The 25,035-nt window shown below is 63.7% G+C and carries 21 protein-coding genes and 1 tRNA gene; 9 read left to right on the top strand and 13 right to left on the bottom strand.

Annotation, left to right across the window (positions count from 1 at the left end):
* Positions 1–127: 127 nt before the first annotated feature.
* Positions 128–883 carry a hypothetical protein gene (locus ACODTZ_RS27240; protein WP_489029489.1) on the bottom strand — a complete coding sequence of 252 codons (756 nt, stop codon included), beginning with the start codon at positions 881–883 and terminating at the stop codon, positions 128–130.
* 213 nt (positions 884–1,096) lie between these two features.
* Positions 1,097–3,397 (bottom strand): heavy metal translocating P-type ATPase, encoded by a 2,301-nt coding sequence (locus tag ACODTZ_RS27235; RefSeq protein ID WP_489029487.1) that lies wholly within the window; start codon positions 3,395–3,397, stop codon positions 1,097–1,099.
* 83 nt (positions 3,398–3,480) lie between these two features.
* Here ACODTZ_RS27235 and ACODTZ_RS27230 point away from each other — a divergent pair, with 83 nt between their 5' ends.
* The 4 genes from ACODTZ_RS27230 to ACODTZ_RS27215 all read left to right on the top strand — a co-directional run bounded on the left by ACODTZ_RS27230 (position 3,481) and on the right by ACODTZ_RS27215 (position 7,977).
* Positions 3,481–3,903, top strand: a complete 423-nt coding sequence (locus ACODTZ_RS27230; RefSeq protein ID WP_489029485.1) for a MerR family transcriptional regulator — start codon at positions 3,481–3,483, stop codon at positions 3,901–3,903.
* Between the two features lie 194 nt (positions 3,904–4,097).
* Positions 4,098–6,182, top strand: coding sequence for a putative bifunctional diguanylate cyclase/phosphodiesterase (locus ACODTZ_RS27225; protein ID WP_489029483.1), 2,085 nt, complete (start codon positions 4,098–4,100; stop codon positions 6,180–6,182).
* Between the two features lie 406 nt (positions 6,183–6,588).
* A complete protein-coding gene (gene mnmA, locus ACODTZ_RS27220; RefSeq protein ID WP_489029481.1) occupies positions 6,589–7,788 on the top strand; it encodes a tRNA 2-thiouridine(34) synthase MnmA in 1,200 nt (399 codons plus the stop codon).
* A gap of 112 nt (positions 7,789–7,900) precedes the next feature.
* Positions 7,901–7,977 (top strand) — tRNA-Met (locus tag ACODTZ_RS27215).
* A gap of 331 nt (positions 7,978–8,308) precedes the next feature.
* On the opposite strand, the gene ACODTZ_RS27210 is transcribed toward ACODTZ_RS27215, so the two are convergent.
* Together ACODTZ_RS27210 and ACODTZ_RS27205 are read right to left on the bottom strand one after the other, a co-directional pair.
* A complete protein-coding gene (locus tag ACODTZ_RS27210; protein WP_489029479.1) occupies positions 8,309–9,331 on the bottom strand; it encodes a porin in 1,023 nt (340 codons plus the stop codon).
* Between the two features lie 220 nt (positions 9,332–9,551).
* A complete protein-coding gene (locus ACODTZ_RS27205) occupies positions 9,552–10,142 on the bottom strand; it encodes a transglutaminase-like cysteine peptidase (protein ID WP_047509295.1) in 591 nt (196 codons plus the stop codon).
* Positions 10,143–10,326: 184 nt separating this feature from the next.
* Between ACODTZ_RS27205 and ACODTZ_RS27200 the strand changes: the two genes are divergently transcribed.
* A complete protein-coding gene (locus ACODTZ_RS27200; protein ID WP_489029477.1) occupies positions 10,327–11,748 on the top strand; it encodes a hypothetical protein in 1,422 nt (473 codons plus the stop codon).
* A 174-nt stretch (positions 11,749–11,922) separates the two neighbouring features.
* Here the strand turns inward: ACODTZ_RS27200 and ACODTZ_RS27195 are convergent, their stop codons facing one another.
* The 5 genes from ACODTZ_RS27195 to ACODTZ_RS27175 all read right to left on the bottom strand — a co-directional run bounded on the left by ACODTZ_RS27195 (position 11,923) and on the right by ACODTZ_RS27175 (position 16,764).
* On the bottom strand, positions 11,923–12,474 hold the full coding sequence (locus ACODTZ_RS27195; protein WP_489029642.1) for a transglutaminase-like cysteine peptidase: 552 nt from the start codon (positions 12,472–12,474) through the stop codon (positions 11,923–11,925).
* Positions 12,475–12,730: 256 nt separating this feature from the next.
* Positions 12,731–13,252: a cytochrome b gene (locus ACODTZ_RS27190; RefSeq protein WP_489029475.1), complete on the bottom strand. Its 522-nt coding sequence runs from the start codon at positions 13,250–13,252 to the stop codon at positions 12,731–12,733.
* 160 nt (positions 13,253–13,412) lie between these two features.
* Positions 13,413–14,036, bottom strand: coding sequence for an outer membrane protein (locus ACODTZ_RS27185; protein WP_047509289.1), 624 nt, complete (start codon positions 14,034–14,036; stop codon positions 13,413–13,415).
* A 203-nt stretch (positions 14,037–14,239) separates the two neighbouring features.
* Positions 14,240–15,805, bottom strand: coding sequence for a putative bifunctional diguanylate cyclase/phosphodiesterase (locus tag ACODTZ_RS27180; RefSeq protein WP_489029472.1), 1,566 nt, complete (start codon positions 15,803–15,805; stop codon positions 14,240–14,242).
* A gap of 398 nt (positions 15,806–16,203) precedes the next feature.
* Positions 16,204–16,764, bottom strand: a complete 561-nt coding sequence (locus ACODTZ_RS27175; protein WP_489029470.1) for a histidine phosphatase family protein — start codon at positions 16,762–16,764, stop codon at positions 16,204–16,206.
* Between the two features lie 230 nt (positions 16,765–16,994).
* On the opposite strand from ACODTZ_RS27175, the gene ACODTZ_RS27170 reads away from it, so the two are divergent.
* The 3 genes from ACODTZ_RS27170 (at position 16,995) to ACODTZ_RS27160 (ending at position 18,728) form a co-directional block, all read left to right on the top strand.
* Positions 16,995–17,204 carry a CbtB domain-containing protein gene (locus ACODTZ_RS27170; protein ID WP_018902549.1) on the top strand — a complete coding sequence of 70 codons (210 nt, stop codon included), beginning with the start codon at positions 16,995–16,997 and terminating at the stop codon, positions 17,202–17,204.
* 115 nt (positions 17,205–17,319) lie between these two features.
* On the top strand, positions 17,320–18,066 hold the full coding sequence (locus ACODTZ_RS27165) for a CbtA family protein (protein WP_489029468.1): 747 nt from the start codon (positions 17,320–17,322) through the stop codon (positions 18,064–18,066).
* Between the two features lie 41 nt (positions 18,067–18,107).
* Complete coding sequence (locus ACODTZ_RS27160) at positions 18,108–18,728, top strand: hypothetical protein (RefSeq protein ID WP_489029466.1); 621 nt, start codon at positions 18,108–18,110, stop codon at positions 18,726–18,728.
* Here the strand turns inward: ACODTZ_RS27160 and ACODTZ_RS27155 are convergent.
* On the bottom strand, positions 18,725–19,414 hold the full coding sequence (locus ACODTZ_RS27155; RefSeq protein ID WP_209191474.1) for a response regulator transcription factor: 690 nt from the start codon (positions 19,412–19,414) through the stop codon (positions 18,725–18,727). The two genes, ACODTZ_RS27160 and ACODTZ_RS27155, sit on opposite strands and share 4 nt — an antisense overlap.
* Positions 19,415–19,624: 210 nt before the next feature.
* Positions 19,625–20,287, bottom strand: a complete 663-nt coding sequence (locus ACODTZ_RS27150; protein ID WP_489029464.1) for a sulfite oxidase-like oxidoreductase — start codon at positions 20,285–20,287, stop codon at positions 19,625–19,627.
* Between the two features lie 237 nt (positions 20,288–20,524).
* On the opposite strand from ACODTZ_RS27150, the gene ACODTZ_RS27145 reads away from it, so the two are divergent.
* Positions 20,525–21,697 (top strand): M20 aminoacylase family protein, encoded by a 1,173-nt coding sequence (locus ACODTZ_RS27145; protein ID WP_489029462.1) that lies wholly within the window; start codon positions 20,525–20,527, stop codon positions 21,695–21,697.
* A 638-nt stretch (positions 21,698–22,335) separates the two neighbouring features.
* Here the strand turns inward: ACODTZ_RS27145 and ACODTZ_RS27140 are convergent.
* Complete coding sequence (locus ACODTZ_RS27140) at positions 22,336–24,114, bottom strand: adenine deaminase (RefSeq protein ID WP_489029460.1); 1,779 nt, start codon at positions 24,112–24,114, stop codon at positions 22,336–22,338.
* Positions 24,111–25,031: a nucleoside hydrolase gene (locus ACODTZ_RS27135; protein ID WP_489029458.1), complete on the bottom strand. Its 921-nt coding sequence runs from the start codon at positions 25,029–25,031 to the stop codon at positions 24,111–24,113. Before ACODTZ_RS27135 ends, ACODTZ_RS27140 begins: the two co-directional genes overlap by 4 nt.
* Positions 25,032–25,035: the final 4 nt, after the last annotated feature.

The raw sequence follows: 25,035 nt of genomic DNA, 5'->3' as shown, positions 1-25,035 counted from the left end.
GAAGAGATAGGTTCCAGAATGTGGCAGGCGCCACTTTCCGGTTGCAGCGCCGAAACGCGAAAGCCCGGCGCGGGAGGCTGCGCCGGGCTTTGTGATATTGGCCGCGGTCGTTTCGCGACGCGCGCCGTCAAAACTGCTGGTAGAGAAGCGTGACGGCGTTGACGCGGCTTTCTTCGCTGCCGGCCTCGACGCCGAAGAGCGACAGGAACGGCGATGCCGCGCCGGTCGAGCCGTCGGCGAACATAGACAGGAGCCGCTGGGATTCGCTCGTCTGCTCAGCCTGCTTGCGCACGAGATCGGTGAGGTCGATATCATCGCTTTTGCCGACGGCTCGTGCCGACGTTGCCGATGCCTTCGTGGCCGATGCACTTGCCGTGTGCGCCGGAGCGGCCGGCAATGGCGTTGCTACGGGAGCCGTGCCGCCGGTCGCGCCGGTGCCGGACGCCGGTGCGGTGCTGCTATTGTCGTTGGCGGGCGTGGCGGCGGTGCTCTGTTGCGGCTGTGCCGGCGCGGCCTCGTCGGCAGAGGCCGGCTGCGTCTGCGTGGCCGGTTGTTCGGCTGGCTCGCTGGCCTCGCCGGTGGTCACCGGCTCGCTTGCCTGCTGCGAGGGGGCTGCCTGCTGCGGCTCTGGTTCGGCCGGAGCTGCTGCCTCGGGCTCGGAATTGGCCGGATGCTCGGTTTGCGGTTCGGTTTGGGGCTGGGCGGTGTAGGTCTGGTCGTCCGTTTCCTCGGGCGGGTAGCTGATGGGCTCTTCGCTTGCCGGGGAGGGGGAGGTGGATTGCTCGGGCGCGGGCGATGTCTCCGAGGCGCTTTGGGGTGCGCTTGTCGAGGAACTGGATCCCCCGGAGGGTTGGTTGGGATAAAATATGCCGTCGAGTAACATATGCGAAGCCTTGGAAATTGAATAACTCGCGCCGGATAGAGGCAATCCCTTGCGAAAATCTCTCAAACAGCCGTCGCTTTTTAAGACAAGTTTAATGATCTAAATTTGCATCTAGTTGAATTGATTGGCGAATACACGCTCTGCGGAGCGTGGCGCTCTTCACCCCTCGATATTCAGGGGAAAATGCGCGCCACGCGTGCTGTTAACGCAGTCTTAAGCCTGTGACGAAACCGGCCGCAGCAATCGTAATGCGTTTATCGTCACCAGCACCGTGGCGCCGGTGTCGGCGAGGATGGCGGGCCAAAGCCCGGTGATGCCGGCGATGGTCGTGACTAGGAAAACAGCTTTCAGGCCGAGCGCGATCGAGATGTTTTCGCCGATGTTGCGCATGGTGCGCTTCGACAGCGCGATCATGGCGGCGACGTCGGAAACGCGGCCGTGCAGGATCGCGGCGTCGGCGGTCTCCAGCGCCACATCCGTGCCGCCGCCCATGGCGATGCCGACATCGGCCGCGGCCAGCGCCGGCGCGTCGTTGATGCCGTCGCCGACCTTTGCGACTTTCAGGCCACTCTTCTGCAACTCGCCGACGATGCGCTGCTTGTCCTCCGGCATCAGCTCGGCGCGGACCTCGATGCCGAGTTCCTGGCCGATGGCATTAGCGGTGCGGGCGTTGTCGCCCGTCAGCATGACGATCCTGACGCCTGCGTCGGTCAGCGCCTTGAGGCCCGATTTGGCGTCGTCGCGCGGCTCGTCGCGCATGGCGATGGCGCCGGCCAATTGGTCGCCGACAACAAGCACGGAGACGGTCTTGCCTTCGTCGTTCAACCTGGTGATGCGCGCCTGCTGCTCGTCTGAGAGTGTCGCGATTTCGGCGGCGGCCTTGGGGGAGCCGAGGAAGACCGGCTGGCCGGCCACAGTGGCGGTCACGCCCTTGCCGCCAAGCGCCTTGGCGTCGGTTGCCTGCGGGATGGCGATGGCGTCGCGCGCGGCCCTGCCGAGGATGGCGAGCGCCAGCGGGTGGCTGGAGCCGGTCTCAAGTGCCGCGGCATAGGTCAGTACCTCGGCCTCGGGCTTTCCGAAGCTCAATATGTCGGTGACGACAGGCTTGCCCTCGGTCAGCGTGCCAGTCTTGTCGAGCGCTACCGCGTTGATCTTGCCCAAGGTCTCGAGAACCGCTCCGCCCTTGAGCAGCAGGCCGCGCCGTGCGCCTGAGGACAGCGAGGCGGCGATGGCGGCGGGCGTGGAGATGACCAGCGCGCAGGGGCAGCCGATCAGCAGGATCGCAAGGCCCTTGTAGATCCACTCGTCCCAGGCGCCGCCGGCAATCAGCGGCGGCAGGATGGCGACGAGGGCGGCAACGACGACGACACCCGGTGTGTAGTAGCGCGAGAAGCGGTCGATGAAGCGCTCAGTCGGCGCCTTCTTGTCCTGCGCTTCCTCCACGAGCCGCACGACGCGGGCGATGGTGTTGTCTGCGGCGGCAGCGGTGACCTTGACGCGCAGTGCCGCGTCGCCATTGACGGTTCCCGCGAAGACGACGTCGCCTTCGCCCTTGCGCACCGGCGTGCTTTCGCCTGTCACCGGGGCCTCGTCGATCGCGCTTTCGCCGGACAAGATGATGCCGTCGGCGGAGATGCGGTCGCCGGGGCGCACGAGGATGATCGAGCCGACGGCAAGCGTTTCGGCCGGCACCTCACGGGTTACGCCGCCCTCTTCGAGAAGGGCGCTTTTCGGCACCAGCGTCGTCAGCGACTGGATGCTGGCGCGCGCCTTGCCGGCCGCGACGCCTTCCAGCAGTTCGCCGACCAGAAACAGGAAGACCACGGTCGCGGCCTCTTCGCCGGCATGGATGATGACGGCGCCGACGGCGGCGATGGTCATCAGCATCTCGATCGAGAAGGGCGTGCCCGACAGCGCGGCCATGATCGCGCGGCGGGCGATCGGGATGAGACCAACAAGCATGGCGGCGATAAAGGCATAGGGCGCGATCGAGGGAACGAGATGGCCAACGATGTAGGCGATGACGAGGGCGGCGCCCGAGAGGATCGTCAGGCGGCCCTTGCGGCTCTGCCACCATGGGCCGGACATGGGCGCATGGTCATGTCCATGCAGCCCCTCGATTTCGGCGGGGGCGCTTTGGCTGTCGTGAGCATGATCGTGTGCGTGGTCATGGTGATCATGATCATGGTCGTCGTGCGCGTGGTCCCGCGCGTGGCTGTGTCCGTGATCGTGACCGCAGTCCGGTCCGTGCACATGCTCGGCGCCGTGGCCGCTCGGTCGGGGTGCATCGGCGGTCGCGAAGGGGCGCAGACCGTAGCCGAGGCCAGTCACCTTCTTTTCGATCGCGGCAAGGTCGCTGCTGCCGTCGTGGCGCACGGTCATGGTGCCTGCGGTTACCGACACCGAAACGTCCTCGACGCCGGAGACGCGGCGCACGGCGGTATCGATCTTGGCCGCGCAGCTGGCGCAATCCATGCCCTCGACCCTGTAGCGCTTCTCGATCCTGTCGCTCATCATCGGCTTCCTTATGGGCTTCCTTGTCATTGACGAGCATCCTTCCTACATCCTCTAGCGACTAGAGGTGCAAGGGGGAAATGATGAAAAAGATTACTATCGGCGAGGCATCGCGCCAGAGCGGCGTGAAGGTGCCGACCATCCGCTATTACGAGGGCATAGGGCTATTGAGCGCGCCGAGCCGCAGCGAGGGCAACCAGCGCTCCTACGAGCCCGCCGATATCAGGCGCCTGGTGTTCATCCGCCATGCCCGCGAACTTGGCTTCGAGGTGGATGCCATCCGCACGCTGCTCGTCCTGCAGGACGATCCGAACCAGTCCTGCGCCTCGGCCGACGCGATCGCCAAGGCGCGGCTCATCGATGTCGAGCAGCGCATCCGCAGCCTGATGGCGTTGAAGGTGGAACTGGAGGCCATGGTCGCCGGGTGTGGCCATGGGCGGGTCGATCAGTGCCGGGTGATCGAGGTTCTGGCCGACCACGGGCAGTGTGCACATAACCATCACTGAGTTGTCCGATCTTTGTGCAGACCTTTCCAGTGTGTGAAGAAAAGCCGCGAAACATCATAACAAGCGGTTAGCGCTGCACATCATGAGGGCGGTTCGCCTAAAGTTTGTGCGAACTATGATTCTGATTTTATTTAGTTTTTTTCACTATAGTCGCCGGAATCAGCCATCAAAATCATATGATTGTGACATTGCCGATGACAGGTATTCAGAGAGCATTCGTTTCGACCGATACTCCCAATGATGATTTCCAGTCTCTCTTCGCAACCCATCCGTCGCCGATGTGGGTCTACGACCCCGATACGCTGCGCTTCCTGATCGTCAACAACGCCGCCGTCGATCTCTATGGCTACTCGCGTGAAGCCTATGAAGGCATGACCGTGCTCGACATCCGCCCCGCGCATGAGCGCCAGCGGATGCTGACAGCCGTGCATGCGCGCACCGACATGGAGCGGGCCGAGCGCTGGACGCATCTGAAGGCCGACGGCACCATGCTCGAGGTGCTGACCTATGGGCGCGGCGTGCGCTTCAACGGCCGCGACGCGATCCTCGCCATCGTGCAGGACCGTACCGAGGTCAATGCCGCACATCGCGAAGTCAGCGACACGCGCTCGCTCTTGGACAGCATTGTCGACAACCTGCCGGTCGGCGTGTTCGTCAAGGACATGGACGCAGATGGTCTCTATATCCTCTTCAATGAAGCCTGCGGCGAAATCGTCGGCCGTCGTTCTGTCGACGTCGTCGGCTGCAGCGATCACCTCTTCTTCGACAAGGAGCAGTCGGCTGCGTTTCGCGAGCAGGATGCCCGGGCCTTCGCCGCGCCTGCGGCGATCAGCTTCGAAGAGACGATGCAGCGCTCAGATGGCCAGCAGCGTATCTTGAGAACGGTGAAGCGCGCCCTGCCGTCGCCCGATGGTAGCGCGCCACGCTACCTGCTCGGCATCTCGCAGGATGTGACCGAGGAGCGGTCCGTCGAGGCACGGCTTGCCTATATGGCCATGCACGACGTTCTGACCGGCCTGCCGAACCGTGCCTTCTTCGCCGAGCACATCAAGCGCGTCTCTTCGCTTGCCACCGCCGACAAGCCGGTGGCGCTGCTCTATCTGGATGTCGATCACTTCAAGCATATCAATGACAGCAAGGGCCATGCGGCCGGCGATGCGCTGCTCCGCCAGGTGGCCGCGCGGCTGACTGGGCTTGCCGACGACGGCGATCTCGTGGCGCGTCTCGGCGGCGACGAGTTCGCGCTGGTGGTCGGCTTCCGGGAGGCCGGCTGTATCGAGCGGTTCGCCGAGCGACTGCTTGCGTCGCTCTCCTCGCCCTTCGATCTCGATGGCGTCAACGAGCATGTCACCTGCAGTATTGGCATCGCGCTGGCGCCCGATCATGCCGAAGACGACGACGTGCTGATGCGCCATGCCGACCTCGCGCTCTATGCCGCCAAGGAAAGCGGCCGCTCGACCTATCGTTTCTACGAGCCTTCGATGCGGCTTGAGGCCGAGCGCCGGCACCTGCTGACGGTGGAGCTGCGCGAGGCGCTGCAGAAGAACCAGTTCGAGCTCTACTACCAGCCGATCGTGCAGCTGGAAAATGACGGTCTCGGCGGCTTCGAGGCGCTGATCCGCTGGAACCATCCGGAGCGCGGGCTGGTGCCGCCGATGGAGTTCATTCCCGTGGCGGAAGAGACCGGGCTGATCGTTGCGATCGGCGAGTGGGTGCTGCGCGAGGCCTGCCGGACCGCTGCACGCTGGCCGTCGAACCTGAAGGTGGCCGTCAATCTCTCGGTCAGCCAGTTTCGCCATAACAGCCTGCTTGCGAGCGTCATCTCCGCGCTCGACGAGAGCGGGTTGCGGCCGTCGCGGCTGGAGATCGAAATCACGGAATCGGTCTTCCTCGCCGATGTCGGCCAGAGCCTGCCGCTCCTGAAGGCGCTGAAGGAACTCGGTATCCGCATCGCCATCGACGATTTCGGCACCGGCTATTCCTCCTTCAGCTATCTGCGCGCCTTTGCCTTCGACAAGATCAAGCTCGACCGCAGCTTCATCGCCGGCATCGACACCGACCCCGGTAACCTGGCGATCGTGCGCGCCGTTGTTGGTATCGGCTCCGGCTTCAACGCGACGACGCTGGCCGAGGGGATCGAGACCGACGCGCAGCTGCTGCGATTGCGCCAGGAGGGGTTTCACGAGGTTCAGGGGTATCTGCTGGGCAAGCCGATGCCGCTTGCGGAGGCCGAGCGGTTGATTGCGGGCGGGGGTGTGGTGGCTTCGACGGCGGCTTGAGGGGTGTGGGTGCGGTGCTTGTTTGGAGAGGGTGTGCCTTGTGATACCCCCCTCTGTCCTGCCGGACATCTCCCCCACAAGGGGGGAGATCGGCTGGGCGCAGCTGCTCGCTCCACCTTCACTGGTTGGCGCAAACCTAACCACGAGTCGATCTCCCCCCCTGTGGGGGAGATGCCCGGCAGGGCAGAGGGGGGTATCTCACGGCACAACAGTTATGAGACCAAGCACCACACGCCAAAACGCCCACCCCACCCAAAATCACCGCCCCTTGCACCCGCCCCCAATCCTTTCTATATCCACCGCCAGACAAGAACCGGCGGTCGATCCCGTTGGTCGCGATGCAAATCCGCCAAAATTCTGTAGGATAGGGCGGATCGAGATACCCTTTTGAATTGGCAGCACCCCCGTGAACACACTGGATTTTGACAAGAGGCCGGAAGATACGCGCGTTGTCGTGGCCATGTCTGGCGGCGTCGACAGCTCGGTCGTGGCCGGCATTTTGAAGCGGCAGGGCTATGATGTGCTCGGCATCACGCTGCAGCTCTACGATCATGGCGCGGCCGTGCATCGCGCCGGTTCGTGCTGCGCCGGCCAGGATATCGACGATGCGCGCCGGGTCTGCGAAACGCTCGGCATTCCACACTATGTGCTGGATTACGAAAAGCGCTTCCGCGACACCGTCATCAATCCGTTCATGGAAAGCTATGTCGCCGGCGAGACGCCGATCCCCTGCGTGTCGTGCAATCAGACGGTCAAGTTCGCCGATCTGCTTGAGACCGCGCGCGAGCTCGGCGCCGATGCGCTGGCGACCGGTCATTATATCCGCTCCGGCGCCAACCCGGCGCCCGGCAATCCCGGCCGTCGCGCGCTCTACCGCCCGGCTGACGCCGATCGCGACCAGAGCTATTTCCTGTTCGCCACCACGCAGGAGCAGATCGACTATCTGCGCTTCCCGCTCGGCGGGCTGCCGAAGGCGGAGACCCGCAAGCTCGCCGAAGAGATGGGCCTCGTCGTCGCCAAGAAGGCCGACAGCCAGGACATCTGTTTCGTGCCGCAGGGCAAGTACACCGACATCATCAACAAGCTGAAGCCGAACGCGGCGCTGGCGGGCGAGATCGTGCATCTGGACGGCCGCGTGCTCGGCCAGCATGAGGGCATCCTGCACTACACGATCGGCCAGCGGCGCGGTATCGGCGTTGCCACCGGCGAGCCGCTCTACGTCCTCTATCTCGACGCCCGCTCGCGGCGCGTCATCGTCGGCCCGAAGGAGGCGCTGGAGACGCACCGCGTCTATCTGCGCGACGTGAACTGGCTGGGAGACGAGGAGCTTGCACAGGCGGCTGCGGGCGAAGGCTTTGCCTGCTTCGCCAAGGTGCGCTCGACGCGCATGCCGACGCCAGCCGTGCTGCATGCCGATCACACCGGCATCTACGTCGATCTCGCGGTTGGCGAGGCGGGTGTCGCGCCCGGTCAGGCCTGCGCGCTTTATTCGGCGCCGGGCGACAATGCGCGTGTCTATGGCGGTGGTTTCATCGAGCGCTCGGAACGCGAGCCGGCAGCGGAAGCATCGCTGAAGGCGCTTCTGGCAGGTGCCGTTGCGGCGTGACAAAAGCCCGGTGATTTTCTCGATCATGTGCTTGACATGACCGTGAAGGCCGCCTTATAAGCCGCTCATTCAACGAGCCGGGCGCATCGCAAACGGCATCGTTAGGTGGTTTGGCTGGGTAGCTCAGTTGGTGAGAGCGCAGGATTCATAACCCTGAGGTCGGCGGTTCAATTCCGCCCCCCGCTACCATTCTTCCGGCAATAACAACGTCTTAAGACAATGTGCCGGCCACCAGGAATACACCAGCCCAAAACAGTGCGGACATTTCCGCGGCGACCAGAAAGCCAAAAACGCTATCGTTCATGTTTTCCTCCTTCGGCAACCTCCATTGCCTAGGGGAAACGATAGGTCGGATCGCATTGTTCCGCCACCAAAAAAACACGTCCTCGCCTTTTCTCAGTCCTGAGCCGGCTATTGCGTGGCGACGATGCAACTTTTCGCGCGGATTGGCAGGCCCAGCACTAAAGACAGAAGAAGAGCGAGCCGCGCCGAAGCGCGGCCCAGGTCTTTTTGTGTTTGCTTAGAAGGTGCGCTGGAAGCGCAGGAAGCCCTGGACCTGCTCGGGGGCGTTGTCAGGGTCGTAATACTGGACGCTGAGCTTGGTGAGCAGGTTGGTGGCGATCTTGTAGTCGACGGTCACGCCGGCGCGCCATGCGTCGCCGCCGGTGAACTCGCCGTTGGAATCCAGCGAAATCTTGCTGAAATACTGGTAGCCGGGGATGATCGTGAGCTTGTCGGTGGCCTTGTAGACGTATTGCGCGCCGAGCGCCCACTCGGATTCCTCGTAATAGTAGTTGGCGCCGCTGGCCCACAGGCCGTAAAGGCCGAGCTGGCCCGGGCCGATGTCGGCAAACAAGATGCCGCGCAATGCGACTTCCTCGGTGTCGGTGTCGTAACCGGCAAGCAGGTAGCCGCTGACGGCGCCGGCCTTGCCGAAGAGCTGGCCGGTGACACCGACATTGTTCGGGCCTTCGCCTGGCTTGGTGCGATAGCGTTCTTCCAGTTCGTCGACGGACACGCCGGCGCTGAAGTTCGGCGTCTCGTACATGTAGCGAACCGAGTTGTGGATCGTCTGGTTGCTCGAGATCACGTCGGTTTCACCGGTGCCGATGCTGCGGTCGTTATCCCACCAGGAATACTGCATGCCGACGCGGAAGCCGGCGAGGTCGATATAGCCTTCCTGCAGAAGGGCGGTCTGGTTGGTGGCGTTTTCGGCGTTGGTGCGCAGCGTGATGACGCCGGTCAGCGTACCGTATTCGGTCTCGCTCTTGGAGCTCAGCGTGACCTGACCACGGGTCCAGGAGTTCCAGTCGGACGTACCGGAGACGTTGCGGCCGAAACGTTCTTCGACGCGGATATAACCGCCGACCGAAAGACAGGTTTCGGTGCCGGGGATGTAGAAGTAGCCGGTGCCGTAAGCGTCGCAGACGCGGACGTATTCGACGGCTTCGGGTTCGGCCGCGACGATGGCGTCGGCGGCCTGCGCTGTCGACATGATGCTCATGGCGGCGGCGGAGCCAAGGAGGATGGTACGGATAGTCATAGGGGGCGTTCCTATCGTGGTTGATAGGAATTTGCCTACTGGATGGCCGATGACAGTCCGATGACAACATTGCGGCGGTGAGGCCGCTCATGCTGCATTGCAAAACGTGTATCTCATTCGCCACATATTCAATTGTACCAGCGAGGCGAGAGATTCCAGCGCCGGTTGTGAAGGCCGCAATGCGCGGCCTTCAATGATTGATTGCGCCGATAAGGCCCTTTCAGCCCTTGATGAACTGGCTGGCGCGAGGCCCTGCCAGGGTCACCTGCCAATTGGCCTTGCTGTTGAAGTTCTGGCTGGCGAGGAAGGTGTAGCCGGTGCGCTGCCATGGCTTGACGTTGTAGGCGAGATTGTCGAGCACGTAATCGCCGGACTTCAGACGGGCGATCAGCACGAGATGGTTTTCGCCGCTGCGATCGAGGACCACCGAAAGCGCCAGCTTGCTGGTCGGAAAGCCGATGTCGAGCAGGGTCTTCATCTTCAGGAGGGCATAGTCCTCGCAGTCGCCCTTGTTGTTGACGGGCAGCGTCCAGTTGTCCGAACGACGGCCCTTCGTGATGCGGTCCTCGGTGGGCTTCACCTTCGAGTTTACGAAGCGGTTGACCTCCTGAAGCGCCCGCAGCGCTTCCTTGTCGCCGATGTCGACGCCCCCCTTACCATGGCATACCCATCCATATTTGGCACAGGCTGCACCGAAGCCTACAGGTGGAGAGATAGAACGGCTGGCGGGAATTTCAGATCCTGCAAAACTCTGACTAGAAATTAAAGGAATACTCATAACAAAACTTAGAATGGCCGCAATTCTCCGCATATAAAGCTCCTTGTGTTACTCGGTGGTTCCGCGATTATCTACTATTAGATGATGCTTTTATACTAAATAATGCAATTGCAGCCGAAATGAGTACGCTCCTCATTTTTATTTGTCCTTTCTAATTTATAGCTCACTCATATAAAAATTCCCTGTTAACGCCACGTTAACGATGGGAGTGAGCGAAATGAACAGAACACTATTGAAGCTCTCTGTCAGTGTAGGATTTCTGCTGGCAGGAACGAGCCTAGGGAGCGCCCAGGCGCTCAATCTCGATTGCAGAAGCGTGCAGCCGGGATCGATTGAGGAGCGACTGTGCTTCCCGGTGCAGTCGATTTTTGACGTAAACCCCTTCACGGATTCCAACCATGACCGTGGCCGGAACGGGAACAACGGGTCTTCCAGCAACGGTGGTGGCGGCGGTGGTAGCAGTAGCGCAAGCGCCGACCCGATCACCGTAGTCAGTGATCCTGGCGGCGAGGATGACGGCAACGGTCGCGGCCGTCATCGTGGCCGCCATCATGGCGGCAACAACAATGGCGGTGGTTGGAACGACCCCGGCAATGGTAATGGCCACGGACATGGCCACGGCAGTGGCGGTGGCGGCGGTGGTAGCGGCGGCAATGCCGGCAACGGCGGCAATGGCGGCGACAACTACGGCGGCAACGGTGGCAATGGCGGCAATGGCGGCGGCGGCGGAAATGGCGGCAGCTACCATGGCGGCAAGGGCGGCAACGGCGGCAATGCCGGCAATGGCGGCAACGGCGGCAACAACCGAGGCGGCGACGGCGGCAACGGTGGTAACGGCGGCGGCGGCGGCAACGCTGGCAGCTGGTGGGGCGGTGACGGCGGTAACGGCGGTAAAGCCGGTAACGGCGGTCGCGGCGGCAACAACCGAGGCGGCGATGGCGGCAATGGCGGCAACGGCGGCGGCGGCGGCACTGGCGGCAGCTGGTGGGGCGGCGACGGCGGTAACGGCGGTGCAGCCGGTAACGGCGGCAACGGCGGCAACAACCGCGGCGGCAAAGGCGGCAAGGGCGGCAACGGCGGCAAAGGCGGCAATGGCGGCGACAACCACGGTGGCAACGGTGGTAACGGCGGCAAGGCCGGCAATGGCGGCAATGGCGGCAGCAACAACGGTGGCTTCGGCGGAAGCGGTGGCAACGGTGGTTCTGGCGGCAATGGCGGCAGCAACGGCGGCGGCAGCGGTGGTAACGGCGGTGCTGCAGGCAACGGCGGCAACGGCGGCAGCAACAACGGCGGCAACGGCGGTGCGGCTGGCAACGGTGGCAACGGCGGCAATGGCGGCAGCGGTAGTGGCGCTGGCGGCGGCGGCGGCGGCGGCTCCGGCGGCAACGGCGGTGCTGGCGGCAACAACGGCGGCGGTAACGGCGGTGCTGGTGGCAGCGGCGGCAACGGCGGCAACGGCTCCAGCAATGGCAGCAGCGGCGGCGGCGGCGGTAACGGCGGCAGCGGCGGCGGCGGCGGCAGCGGTCCCGGCGGCGGCAACGGCGGTGCTGGCGGCAACGGCGGCAACGGCGGCAGCGGCGGCGGCGGTTCCGGTGGCTCTGGCGGCCAGGGTGGCGCCGGCGGCAGCAGCGGCAACTAAGCCACGCTCGCACATGCCTCGATGGGGAAATGGCGGCGGGCTACAAGAGCCGCGCCATTTCACCGTCGCAAACATCAAGCCCGGGCGAGGTGCCCGGGCTTTTGGGGTTTAGGCATTCTGGCTTCGGCGCTCGGCAAAAAGCGCGGTTAGCGGCAACGTTTGGGCCGAAGGCTCTCAGGTGCCGGAGAACTGGGCCGCGCGCGGTCCGGCTAGCGTCACTTGCCATGCGCTCTTGTTGTTGAAATTCTGGCTGGCGAGGAAGGTGTATCCGGTGCTCGACCAGGGCTTTACGCTGCCTGCGAGATTGTCGAGCACGTAGTCACCCGATTTCAGGCGGGCGAGAAGCACGACGTGGTTGCCGCCGTTGCGGTCGATGACCACTGAGATGGCGAGCTTGTTTGCGGGAAAGCCGGCGTCAAGTAGGGACTTCATCTTCAAAAGCGCGTAGTCTTCGCAATCGCCCTTGTTGTTGATCGGCAGCGACCAGTATTCGGCCTTGCCCGTCGTGGCATAGTCCGTTGCCGGCCGGACGCTCGAATTGGCATCGCGATTGATCTTCTTCAGAAGCGGCATCGCCTTTTCGTCGCTGATCTCGCCGCTGCTGGTGTTGTGGCAGAGCCAGGCATAGCGGCTGCAGGCCGAGGGGAAGCCGATGGGCGCGCCGATCGAGCGGGATGCGCGCAGCGTGGAGCCGGCCGTGCCGGTATTGGGGAAGGCCATCAGCATTGTCGCCAATACTGAAATCATGAATGATATGCGCATGATCACACCTTTCGGCTCGCCGCGTGGGTGCGCGGCGGCAGTCTATGCTGCTGAATTTGATTGAGATTTTATGCGTTAGAGGTTGAGGACGTACTAACGGTTCGGCCTGTCACGCGGCCGTCTATTAGCGTGTTCTTACCTTCTGATGGTGAGTCGGACAAGGAAATCGCCGGCGCTATCAGGCGAAGCCCACAGATCTTTGCGTTCGATGCCCGCCCGCTTATCCGACCGTCATCCGCCGCAGCCTGTCGCTCTTCCAATAGAACTGGTGGGCGAGCGCTCCGAGCACGTGCAGGCCGATCAAGGCCCACAGGATGACCTTCAATATCTCGGCATGAACGGAGCCTGCCGCGCTTATCCCTAGATAATAGGCGGCCATTCCGCTCAGCGGCATGGCGAGCAGCAGAAGATAGAGCAGGCCATGCGTGATGCTGGCGGCGGCTCTAAGCAGGGGCGGTTCGTCGGGAGAGTGTGCCGGTACGCCCTGCGTTGCCCTGAGGACAAGACGCAGCGCCACGGCGACAAGGATCGCGATGCCGGCCCAGGCGTGGATGTTGGCGCTTGCGATCTGGTCTGAGGTCGCAGTGCCGCTCACGCGCATGCTGCGATGCCAGGCGTTCATGCCGTCGGGGAAGAGGAGATTGAAGAAGACGAGCAGCGCGGTCAGCCAATGCAGGATGCGTTGCGCGAGCGAATAGGATCGCGGGGAGGAAGATGTCGCGGTGTGCGTTTCAAGCGGCATACGGATCGCTTTCGGTTGTCAGCCCAGCCGCCGCATAGCGGTCGCAACTGACGCAAGCCTGAAACGCGCCCGCGCGGCTCCGCCTGCTGCCGACACGAAAAAGCCCGGCGCAGGACCGGGCTCTTTCGACAGGCGGCTTGCCGCCCAAAGATATGCGACGTCAGAACTTGAAGCCGACGCCGACGGTCACGACGTTCTGGTTGAAGTCGGTATCGACGCCCAGAAGATCCTTGCTGCCGTAATCGTTGTAGCGATATTCAAGGCGGCCGAAGATGTTGTCGGTGAAGGCGTAGTCGACACCGGCGCCGACTGTCCAGCCGGAGAAGGTGGCGCTGTCGCTGCCGAGAGGTGTGTCGACATGGCCGCGTGCGCCGGTCCAGCCGGCCGCGCCGTAGAGCAGGGCGTGGTCAAGCGCATAGCCGACACGGGCGCGGACCGATCCCGTCGTGTCGAACTTGTAGCTGTTGACGCCGACGTCTTCGGAGTTCCAGTTGTAGGAAACGTCGCCTTCGACACCCAGCACGATGCTGTTGTCCAGCTGCCAGTTATAGCCGGCGAAACCGGTGATCAGGCCGCCGTTCATATTGGACGAGCCGATGCCGGAGAAATCACCATTGCCCCAGGCGCCGCCGCCCTGAAGACCGGTGTAGAAGCCCGTCCAGGTGAAGACAGGTGCTGCCTGCTCGACGGGTGCGGGTGGTGGCTCGGAGACAAGGTCGGCCGCCGAGGCTGACCCGGCAAGCATGAGTATCGCTGCTGACGCAGTAAGGATGCGAACATTCATGATAAGATCCCTCTCCTATGAATAAGGGTACACTCTTCACTCAATCGGGAACCGCGGTGCCCAACCGTGGATCGCTGCGTTTTCGCACGCCGAAAGCGTGCCGCAGACAATGGCGCCTATGCGACCCGACGTACCAACGTCGCCACATCTCGAATGGTTCCATCACAAATGGCTAATTTTACGGCGAAGGGCCGGAGGAGTGCCTATTCGGCCGCCAAAGTCGCGTTTCTCTGGCTCAGGAATGCGCTTATATCGGCGGCAGGCATCGGCCGGCCGAAGAAGTAGCCCTGGCCGACATCGCAGCCGAGCTCAAGCAGGTGGTTCAGCTGACGCGGCTCCTCGATGCCTTCGGCGGTGGTCTTGATATTGAGGCTGACGCCAAGGGCGAGCATGGCGCGCACGATCTTTTCCTGCCGCTCGTCGTCGCGATAGGTGGCGATGAAGCTCTTGTCGATCTTGATCTTGTCGAAGCGGTAGCTGGCGAGCTGGGAGAGGCTGGAATAGCCGGTGCCGAAATCGTCGAGCGCGATCTGCACGCCGGCATCGTGGAGCTCATCGAGGACGGCCGCGGCGCTCGCGGGATCCTGGATCAGGGCGTTTTCGGTGATCTCGATCTCGAGACGGTGAGCAGGAAGATCGTTGACCGTCAGCGCCTTGAAGATGCGCGCCGTCAAGAGACGGTCTTCCATCTGCACCGGCGAGACGTTGAAGGAGAGTGTTATGTGATCGTCCCAGGCGAGCGCATCGTTGCAAGCCTGGCTCAGCAGATCCTCGAAGAGCACGGTGATCAACCCGGTCTCTTCCGCTATGCCGATGAAGACTGCGGGCGGAATGCTGTTGCCCTCGTCGTCGGTCCATCGGGCGAGCGCCTCGAAGCCGCAGACCTCGTCAGTCTTCAGATCGATCAGCGGCTGATAGAACGGGCGGATCGCCTTGTTTTTGATCGCGACGCGGAGCTTCGCTTCGAGCGAGGCGCGCAGAGCCACCTTGTCGCGCATCGAGGCTTCGAAGGCGAGGTAGTTGTTCGGCCCGCGCGATTTCGCCTCGTACATTGCGAGGTCGGCGCGGTGGGCGGTGTCTTCCAGCCGTTCGCCCTGCTGCCAGCGGTCATAGCCGACGCTGGCGCCGACTTCGACCGCGAAGCCGTTGATATGGATCGGGCGGGTCACGGCCTGGATTAGCAGCCGCGACAGGCGCTCCTCATGCTGCGACGACAGTCCGGTCGCGACGATGATGAATTCGTCGCCGCCGAAACGATAGACGGAATCGGCGCTGCCGATGGCGCAGATGCGCTTGGAGACCTCGACCAGCAGCGCATCGCCGCCATTGTGGCCGATCAGGTCGTTGACCTTCTTGAAGCCGTCGAGATCGACGCAGAAGATGCTGACATTGCGCTCCCATTCCTCGCTGTATGCGTCGATCTGCGCGCGGCGATGCAGGAGAACGGCGCGTTCGAAGGCGTAGCGGTTGGGAAGCTTGGTCAGGTGGTCGTGCGTTGCGGTCCAGTCGGCCTTGGCTTCCGCCTTGGCGCGCAGGTCCATTTCCTTGCGGAGATCGGTGATGCGCAGGACGGAATAGACGAAGCTCATCGTGCCGGCGACAGCGAGTGCCAGCACCAACTTGTCGGCGCCGTAGCTATCGAATTGCTGGACGAACAAGGCGAGCAGATCGCCGAATTCCAGCACCGCGCCGACGACCCACAAGGCCGCGCCAAGCGCCATGAGGGACAGCCACTGCCGTCCGGCTCTGCTCCGGAAAAATACCGGCATGCTCCCCACTCCATCTCCACCTTGGCGGGATATAGCACGGAAGTCTAAAGTATCCGTTGAAACTAGGGGGTGACTTCTAGTTATCTCCGCCTACTCATAGGCGTATCTAAATCTGTTAAAATACAAAAAGGAAACGGGCGAACATCGTCGTTCGCCCGCTATTCACATGCTTTATAGGTGCATCAGCATGGATACGGTGACGGCCAGGCACAGAAAGATCGCGCCGCCCGTAACCCGCATGAGACGCGTGCGTTTCAGCCGCGCCCCGTTCCAGTCGTAAGACATGGTCAGGCCTCCTTTTACGAAGGATTATCACCTGGAAATGCCAGGCGATTTAGCTTTTGCGCAATTGGCTTGCGCAAGGCTTATCTAAATTTCTGGATGTGAAACTATCGAAATTACACGCGGTCGAAGCGCAGCGACCAGCGTGTGCCGTTGCTGGTCATCCTGATCGCGGAAAGCGGCTCGACATCGATGTGCCAGAAGGACGAGAGCGGCGCTCCCAACGCGATCAGCACCGCGACGCGGATGGTGGGGGCATGGCTGATGGCGATGGCATGGCCGCCGAGCGCGGACTGCGCCTGCATCCAGGGCGCGACGCGGTCGTGAACGGCGCGGATGCTTTCGCCACCATGCGGCGCCGCGTCAGTGTCGGTCAGCCAGGCGGAGAGGGCGTCCGGTTCGCTCTCCTGCAGCGCCATGATCGACTGGCCCGCCCATCGGCCGTAATCGCAATCGGCCAAGGCGGGGACGACGTCGGCCTCCAAGCCAAGGGCATCGGCCGTCTGGCGGGCGCGCAGTGCCGGGCTGGCGTAGACGCGGTCGGCGCGCGGCATGGCTGGCGCCAGCGCTTGAGCCTCAACAATCGCCTTGTCCTCCAGCGCCTCGTCGAGCGGGAAACGGGCCTGCCTGATAGCGTCGGTGGCGCCGTGGCAGATGAAGGTGAGACGCGTCATCACGCTGGCTTTTTCCTCATCATGAGAGCGATGCCTCTCTGTAGCTGTGCCCTTGTGTGACAGCGCGTTGACAGGTCGAGGCCGGCAGCTATAACGTTGATCTCGTAGGTTTGGAAGCCGGTGAAATTCCGGTGCGGTCGCGCCACTGTGATCAGGATGAGGATACCTCAAACTGGAAGTCAGACCCTACCCACGAACATTCTCGACTGAACGCGTTTTTCCAGGAGGAATTCATGTCTCATACCACGCTCGCGCCCACCTCGGTGGCTGCTCCCATTCCCGTCGGCGACATCCTGCCATGGGCCATTTTCGGCGGCCTGCTGATGCTGATCGCCATCTATTTCGTCGGCACCGAAGAAGGCGCGATGGCGCTGTTCAACGGCATGTATGTGCACGAATTCGTGCATGACGGCCGACACCTGCTCGGCTTTCCCTGCCATTAAATCGTGTCGCGATCCTTCGGATTCGCTTTTCACGATTTAAGTCTTTGTTTTATCGCATGTCGTTGCCGCAAAACCGCTACGCGCTTTTGCGCGGCATGCTTGGGGAGTTTGAGACATGGTTGGAAAACTTTTGCTTCGCGGCATGCTGGCGGGCCTGATCGCTGGCGTCCTGGTGTTTGCCTTTGCCCATACGTTCGGCGAGCCGCTCGTCGACCAGGCGATCGGTTTCGAAGAGGCGGCAGCACAGGCGGCCGGTGAAGCGGCCGAGCCGGAGCTGGTGAGCCGCGCCACACAGGCGGGCATCGGCCTGTTTACCGGCGTGATGGCCTATGCGATTGCCGTCGGCGGCATTTTCGCGCTGATCTTCGCCTTTGTGCAGGGTCGCGTCAGCAGCCTCACCGCGCGGGCGACCTCGGCCGTCATCGCTGCCGCCGCCTTCGTTGCCGTCGTCATCGTGCCGAACATCAAGTACCCCGCCAATCCGCCCGCGGTCGGCAATCCGGATACGATCGGGGTCAGAACCGAGATGTTCTTTCTCATGATCGTGGTATCGATCGCCGCGCTGATTGCCGCGATTTCGCTCGCCCGGCGGCTGGCGCCGCACTTCGGCGCTTGGAACGGCGCGATCATCGCCGGATTTGCCTATGTGCTCTTCATCGGCGTCGTGCAGTATCTGCTGCCTGTCATCAACGAAGTGCCGGAGAATTATTCGGCGTTGGTGCTCTGGCAGTTCCGCACCACCTCGATCGGCATGCATGCGATCCTGTGGACCGTGATCGGTCTCGCGTTCGGGGCGCTTGCCGAGCGCAAGCTGGCGGTTGCCTCGGCTGTTCGCCAGCCGGCCGCGCCGGTTCTCCACTGACGAAAAGGAAAGCCCCGGTTCGGCCGGGGCTTTTGTCCGACATGATCGCCCGATCCGCCCGTCTTCTATTGTGCCTCATCCTGCCGCTGCTTGCCGCCGGTGGGCAGGCGCTTGCGCATCAGCGCAGCACCGACGGGCCGCACACCGGTCTCGCTATTCCCGAGATTTCGCATGGCGAGATGATCGTGATGGCCGAGCATCGGGGTGCCATCATCGACCTTGCATCGCGCGCCACCGATACCGACGAACCGTTCCGCCGCGTGCTGAACTATGCGGCGATCCAGTATGCCTATTGCTTCTGGGGCAAGATGCCCGGCGGCGTGACGGATGAGGCGAGCCCCTTCAACGAATGCTCGCACGCCTATCTGGCGGCCACCAAGGCAGTGCTGCTCAAGCTGCGCGACATGCCTCGCGAGGCTGACGCGGCGGGGGCGATCGTCTCCGAGATCGACGTCGCCATGACCATGCGCGGGCTGTCGCTGATCACCTGCGCGTTCAGCGGTGAGGCCTTCAACACGGCCGATGTGATCCGCCCGCATTGGGCCGACATCCCCACCCATCCCGCCAGCATGGCATCGCTGACCGGCCTTGCGGCTCTCGGCTTTCTGATCGTGATTGCGTGCCGACGACTGCTTGGTGCCAAGGCGCCGGACCAACCCTAGTTCCGGTCGGTCTCGCGGTGCAGGTGCATGGCCACCAGCATGGCGGTGAGGTGCACCGTGTTCTTGGCGCCGTATCGCTCCTTCATCCGCTCCAGCCTGTGCTCGACCGTTCGATGCGAGATGCCGAGTTCGGTGGCGATCTGCTTGGCGGTCGCGCCTTCGGTCAGAAGCTGGACGACGGCCTCGTCGGTGCCGTCGAGCTTTGCCTGCCGCTCCGGCGCGTTGAACATGAAGCGGCCGTTGGTAACGGTCAGCAGCCAGGCCGGCTTGGCCTCGGTCGTACGTTGCGGCAGAACCATGCGCTCATAGGCGATGTTGACGCCGAGCAGCTCGGTCTTGACCATTTCCATCGACGGCTTCTGCGAGGCGATCACCTCGCGATAGCGTGGAATGACCGCCGTCTCCATATAGCTGCGATCCTTGAAATCGCCGATGCGCTGGTTTGCGAAGAGCTTGTTGATGTTGAGGATCCGCGAGGCAAAGCCGGAGGAGCGGACCACCTGCAGCCGCCAGTCCATCGGATCCTCGCCATCGAGCACGACAACCGTCAGTCGCATCTTGATCGTCAAAAGGTCGACCGCGTCGCGATAGACGGCCTCGGGCGGCCCCGGCTGATGCGGAGACGTGCTCAGCCAGGCGTCGAGAAGCTTCTGCGTGACGGTGTGAAACGTGGTGTCCTTGGTCATCAACTCAGGCGTGAAATGTGCGACAGGTTAATCGAACAACCCAGGATGGGTTCATGCGGTGCACCATTCTGCGGCCAACTTACACCAAAGGATTCGTTTGAACAGAATATTCAATGTAGAGGCGAGTAAATCTTCGCGTCGAACGGGAAGGAATGCGCGTTAAACGCGTCTGGCCTCGGCAGGCCTGCGTGGGGTCGTGAACGCCGGCGATCAATCGTCGGCGTAGCGCTGTTCGCGCCAGGGATCGCCATACATGCTGTAGCCGTTGCGCTCCCAGAAGCCGGCCGCATCCGCCGGCATGATGTCGATGCGGCGCAGCCACTTGGCGCTCTTCCACAGATAGAGATGCGGCACGATCAGCCGCATCGGGCCGCCATGTTCGCGGGTCAGCGGCAGGTCTTCCCAGGCGGTGGCGAGAATGGCGTCTTCGGCGGCGAAATCGGCAAGCGGCAGGTTGGTGGTATAGCCGTCATAGCTGGTCAGCATGACGTGGCTCGCCTGCTGTTTCGGCATGGCGAGGTCGAGCAGATCGCGCGTGGCGACGCCCCTCCACTTGTTGTCGTAGCGCGACCATGTCGTGACGCAGTGGATATCCGACACGCGCGTGCTCTGCTCCAGCGCCTGAAAGGCCGCCCAGCTGAGATCAAGCGGTGTCTCGACCAGCCCGCCGACCTCCAGCCGCCACGTGTCGGTGGAAACGGCTGGCTGTTCGCCGAGATCGAGCACCGGCCAGGTCTTGACGAGATGCTGGCCTGGCGGCAGCCGGTCGGTCTCCGGCCTGCTCGTGCGGCCGGTCAGGAACTTGCCTTCGTCGGCCCAGCGGCGTTTCGAATTGGTGAGCTTGCTATCGGCGGGGATCTGGTCGTCGCTCATTGTGCGGCCTTTCGCGTTGGGGGAATTACTTCACTTGCGCCGGGTTCCTGTCAAGCGGCGGTGTTGCGACGCAAATTCGCAGCCCGTTCACAAGTGCGGGAGATCGGCGACAACGCCGGCGCAAGACGCAATGCTGCAGTCGCGAAAGGTTGAATTCGCCGCCCGTTTGCCTGATAAACAAGGTCTATCACGGGCGTCGCTTCGGCGCTCGATCGCATTTACAGGATCGTCTATCGCATGCCCATTTCCGCCGAGATCGAAGCCGATCTGCCGTTCCTCACCGCGCTGCGCCGCGATCTGCACGCGCATCCGGAGCTCGGTTTCGAGGAAGTGCGGACCAGCGACATCGTCGCCAAGCTCTTGGGCGAGGCGGGCATCACGGTTCATCGCGGGCTCGGCGGCACCGGCGTGGTCGGCACGCTGCAGGTGGGCAACGGAACGCGCCGCATCGGGCTTCGCGCCGACATGGATGCGCTTGCTATGCCCGAGATCGCCGATCGTCCCTACAAGTCGACAGTGCCAGGCAAGATGCATGCCTGCGGTCATGACGGGCACACGACGATGCTGCTCGGCGCTGCCCGGCATCTCGCGGCCACGCGCGGCTTTTCCGGCACCGTGCATTTCATCTTCCAGCCGGCTGAGGAAGGACGCGGCGGGGCGAAGCGGATGGTGGACGAGGGGCTGTTCGAGCTGTTCCCCTGCGATGCCGTCTACGGGCTGCACAACATGCCGGGCCTTGCCGTCGATGAGATGGCCGTGGTCGCCGGGCCGCAGCTGGCCTCTTCCGACAGCTGGCGGGTCACCTTCCGGGGCACCGGCACGCATGGCGCCAAGCCGCATCTCGGCCGCGATCCAATCACCGCCGCCGGCACGTTCCTCTCGTCGCTGCAGACCATCGTCGGCCGCGTCGTCGATCCGCTGCAGCCGGCCGTCGTCAGCGCCTGCTCGCTGCACGCGGGCGACCCCAAGGCGCTCAACGTCATCCCCGATATCGTCGAGATCGGCGGCACGGCACGCGCCTATTCGCCAGATGTCCGCGACCAGCTGGAGCACGAGATCGGCCGGTTGGCGGAGGGCACGGCATCGATGTTCGGGATTGCCGCCGATTACGGCTTCGAACGGCGCATTCCGCCTGTCGTCAACGATGCGGATGCGACGGAGCGGGCATTGGCTACCGCTTCAGACGTGTTCGGCGAGAAGGTCGTGACACACTTCCCGCCCTCGACGGCCGGCGACGACTTCGCCTTCTTCGGGCAGCAGGCCCCGGGCTGCTACGTCTGGCTCGGCAACGGCCCGGCGGTGGATGGGGCGCTGCATCACAATACGGCTTACGATTTCAACGATGCGGCGATCGGGCCGGGCGTGGCGTTCTGGACGCGGCTGGTGGAGCGGGAGTTGGCTGCGGGGTGAGGTGGCGATTGTGGTGGGCGGGCAAGATTTGATGTCGTGTGGCACAAATATCGGTTGGTAATCAGCGCGTTGGCCGAAATCGTCATTCTCATTCATCCCCGTCATCCGGTGCCGCTCCACAATGGCCATGTCATCGGACAGGGAGCCGGGTTCGCGAACCGGTCACGCCAAGTTTGGTCTCCGGCGTTCGGTGATGGTCGCCACAGGTGGATCAAGGGCTGTCAGGGCCTGATATCCATCCGGCAAGGAAAGGCCGAGAGACGCTCCTGTCGGCCCGGACGAACCGGAAACCTCTAAGCGATCGGGCAGGTGGAAACGCCTGATACCCATACCACCTTATACAATGCCGCCTGCCCATTCCCGTTTTTCAGCCGACCGTTGCCGGGCCTTGCTCGGGCGCGGGATTTTGTGGTGTCGCGGTGGTGCCAAGTGTCCACTCACGTCGAGCAAATGGGACCGTGCTTAGATCCTCGGGACGAGCCCGAGGATGACGATGGAGGGAGTGGTGGCCACCAGTAACCTATTGAAGTGATGAGGCAATCAACAATCTCGGCGTCATCCTCGGGCTTGTCCCGAGGATCTAAGCACGTCGCCATGACTGCAACGGTCATGGCCAAAAATTCGGCGTCACGCCACCCCTACAACACCTCAATCACCGGCGTCTCCATCACCCGTCCCGTCAGCACATCCGCTATCCCGCGATCCGTCTGGTGCGGGCCAATGTTGCAGGCGAGGGTGGCGCCGAAGCAGGCCTTGAAGACGAGGTAGGGTGGGCGCCAGTCGACGACGTCTTCCATGGCGCGGCGGATGGCGCGGAAGGTTTCCGCCGTTTGTTCGAGCGGGGCCTCGCTGACGAGGCCGGAGAGCGGGAGCGGCAGGAGCACCTTGATCTCGCCATCCTGCACGACAGCCATGCCGCCACCTGCCGCGATCACGGCATTGGCGGCGATCGTCATGTCGGCGACATTGCCGCCGAAGACGGTGAGGTTGTGGCTGTCGTGCGAAACCGTGGTGCAGAAGGCGCCGCGCCATGTGCCCCAGCCGGTGAGGAAGCCGATGCGGGGGCGAGCGTCGACCTTGCCGTGGCGGTGGACGACCGAGATCATCGCGCTGCCCTCGGGTGGGACGACGTAACCGTCCTCCACTGTGGTCTCGGCTTCGGCCCATTGGGTGAAGCGCGGGCGGTCGATGGTGGCGACGCGGACGCGGCTGCCTTCGGATGGGATGCGGAAGTCGTTTTCGGTCAGCGCCGGGAGCTTGACGGAGTGCTGCAGCGGCGCGCTGTCGACGGCCGGCAGGTCGATCGCCATTTGGCCATCGCGGGAGACGAGGCGGCCGCTGGCGAAGACGGCTGTGGTCTCGAACTCGGTGAAATCCTTGAACAGCACGATATCGGCGCGGCGGCCGGCGGCGATCAGGCCGAGGTCGGGGCGGCGCAGGCGCTGGGCGGCGTTGAAGGTCGCGGCGCGCAGCGCCCATTCCGGCTTCATGCCGTAGCTGACCAGACGGCGCACGACGTCGTCGAGACCGCCGCAGTAATGGAGCTCGTCGGGGAAAACGTCGTCGGTGCAGAGCGTCACGGTCGAGGGCAGGTGGCCGACGCCGTTCAAGGCCGCCACGAATTCGCGCAGCAGGTGATCGTGAGAGCCGCGCAGCTCGATCGTCAGGCCGGCGGCGAGCTTACGCACGAGATCTTCGGCCGAGGTCAGCTCGTGGTCGGAGGTGACGCCCGCCGCCATGAAGGCGTTGAGATCGCTGCCGTCAAGTCCGCGCGCGTGGCCGCAGACCAGCTTGCCGGATTGAAGGCCGGCATTGACGATCCCGGTCATGCGGGGATCGCCGTCGATGACCCCGCGCATATTCATCACTTCGGCGACGCCGCCGATCTCGGGCCGGCGGAGCAGTTCCGATACGACGGAAGCGTCGAAATCGGCGCCCGCGACCTCCAGGCCGGGCGCCGAGGGCACGCAGGAGGGGGCGAGCAGGATGGTGCGGAGGGACAAGCCGCGCGTCGCCTCGATCGACCAGCGCACGCCATCGATGCCGTGGACATTGCCGAATTCATGCGGGTCCCAGACAACAGTCGTGACGCCGCGCGGCAGGACGGCGGCGGCGTAGGCCGATGGGGTGACCATCGAGCTTTCGATGTGCATGTGGGTGTCGATCAGGCCGGGCGCGATGATGCTGCCGCGAGCGTCGATCGTCTCCTCGGCGTCCTTGCGACTCCCTGGGGCGTGGACGCTTGCGATCAGCGGCCCGACGAGGCCGATATCGGCGTCGCGGATCAGGCCGGTGACGACGTCGAGCAGCTGGCCGCCCGTGATCAGCACATCGAAGGGCGCATCGCCGCGCGCGGCGGCAACAGCGCGGGCGCGCAGTTTGGGATCGCTGAGGTCCATCGGTTCCAACTGGCTCATCGGGCGGCCTCCTGCCGGAGCGCGCCGAGGATGACGGCACGGGCGGCCTCGCTGTCGATCTCGACGGCGTAGTCGGCGTTCGGCTTGGCGTGGGTGGCGCGGGTTTCGACCACGGTGCGGCCGCGCGTGAGCTTGCCCTGCAGCTCGACGTCGATGCGGGCTGCGCGGAAGGTGACGATCTCGGGGTGAGCGAAGGCCACGGCAGCGCAGGGGTCGTAGATCGCCATGCCCAAGCGGCCACGGCTGGTGCCGATGCCGATATAGCCGTCGAGGAAATCCGCCAGCATCTCGGCGCTGACGCCGCCTGCCGTGCGGATCGGGGCGACGTCGTCAGTGATGGCGATGACCTTGCGGCAGAGGTCGAGATCGACCATGCGCAGCGGCAGGCCGGAGGCGATGACGATCGCCAGCGCTTCGGGGTCGGCCAGCGCGTTGAACTCGGCGGATGCCGTGTGGTTGCCAGCGGTGACGCCGCCGCCCATCCAGGTGAGTTCGGTGATGCGGGCGGCGAGATCGGGGCGGGCGAGTGCAAGCGCTGCGATGTTCGTCAGCGGGCCGAGCGCGAGGATGCGGTGCGGACCGTCCTGCTCGAGCCAGTTGCAGAGCGCGGTGAAGGCGTCGCTTTCGGGCAGGGCAGCGGCTTCGGGCAGCGTCTTGCCTGATGTCGGGATGCCCGTTTCGCCGAGGATCGCCTGGGCGGTCTCGATCTCGCCAAGCACGGCTGAGGCGCGGCCGGAGTGGATCGGGAAGGTCCAGCCGAAGGCCTTTGCGGCGCTGGCGGCGTTTCTGCGCACCTGCGGCAGCGGCGTGTTGCCGAAGACCAGCGAGATGCCTGCAATGTCGAGCTTGGCATGCGCCACGACCAGAATGGCGGCGATGTCGTCGAAGCCCATGTCGGTGTCGATCCAGACGCCCATGATA

This window comes from Rhizobium sp. FG113 (assembly GCF_057809895.1).
This window is presented reverse-complemented; position numbering and strand designations above follow the sequence as displayed.

Coding starts and splice junctions, on each gene's coding strand:
- ACODTZ_RS27240 (WP_489029489.1), bottom strand. CDS start 883: ATGTTACTCGACGGCATATTTTATCCCAACCAACCCTCCGGGGGATCC.
- ACODTZ_RS27235 (WP_489029487.1), bottom strand. CDS start 3,397: ATGAGCGACAGGATCGAGAAGCGCTACAGGGTCGAGGGCATGGATTGC.
- ACODTZ_RS27230 (WP_489029485.1), top strand. CDS start 3,481: ATGAAAAAGATTACTATCGGCGAGGCATCGCGCCAGAGCGGCGTGAAG.
- ACODTZ_RS27225 (WP_489029483.1), top strand. CDS start 4,098: ATGACAGGTATTCAGAGAGCATTCGTTTCGACCGATACTCCCAATGAT.
- ACODTZ_RS27210 (WP_489029479.1), bottom strand. CDS start 9,331: ATGACTATCCGTACCATCCTCCTTGGCTCCGCCGCCGCCATGAGCATC.
- ACODTZ_RS27205 (WP_047509295.1), bottom strand. CDS start 10,142: ATGCGGAGAATTGCGGCCATTCTAAGTTTTGTTATGAGTATTCCTTTA.
- ACODTZ_RS27200 (WP_489029477.1), top strand. CDS start 10,327: ATGAACAGAACACTATTGAAGCTCTCTGTCAGTGTAGGATTTCTGCTG.
- ACODTZ_RS27195 (WP_489029642.1), bottom strand. CDS start 12,474: ATGCTGATGGCCTTCCCCAATACCGGCACGGCCGGCTCCACGCTGCGC.
- ACODTZ_RS27190 (WP_489029475.1), bottom strand. CDS start 13,252: ATGCCGCTTGAAACGCACACCGCGACATCTTCCTCCCCGCGATCCTAT.
- ACODTZ_RS27185 (WP_047509289.1), bottom strand. CDS start 14,036: ATGAATGTTCGCATCCTTACTGCGTCAGCAGCGATACTCATGCTTGCC.
- ACODTZ_RS27180 (WP_489029472.1), bottom strand. CDS start 15,805: ATGCCGGTATTTTTCCGGAGCAGAGCCGGACGGCAGTGGCTGTCCCTC.
- ACODTZ_RS27170 (WP_018902549.1), top strand. CDS start 16,995: ATGTCTCATACCACGCTCGCGCCCACCTCGGTGGCTGCTCCCATTCCC.
- ACODTZ_RS27165 (WP_489029468.1), top strand. CDS start 17,320: ATGGTTGGAAAACTTTTGCTTCGCGGCATGCTGGCGGGCCTGATCGCT.
- ACODTZ_RS27160 (WP_489029466.1), top strand. CDS start 18,108: ATGATCGCCCGATCCGCCCGTCTTCTATTGTGCCTCATCCTGCCGCTG.
- ACODTZ_RS27155 (WP_209191474.1), bottom strand. CDS start 19,414: ATGACCAAGGACACCACGTTTCACACCGTCACGCAGAAGCTTCTCGAC.
- ACODTZ_RS27150 (WP_489029464.1), bottom strand. CDS start 20,287: ATGAGCGACGACCAGATCCCCGCCGATAGCAAGCTCACCAATTCGAAA.
- ACODTZ_RS27145 (WP_489029462.1), top strand. CDS start 20,525: ATGCCCATTTCCGCCGAGATCGAAGCCGATCTGCCGTTCCTCACCGCG.
- ACODTZ_RS27140 (WP_489029460.1), bottom strand. CDS start 24,114: ATGAGCCAGTTGGAACCGATGGACCTCAGCGATCCCAAACTGCGCGCC.
- ACODTZ_RS27135 (WP_489029458.1), bottom strand. CDS start 25,031: ATGGGCGTCTGGATCGACACCGACATGGGCTTCGACGACATCGCCGCC.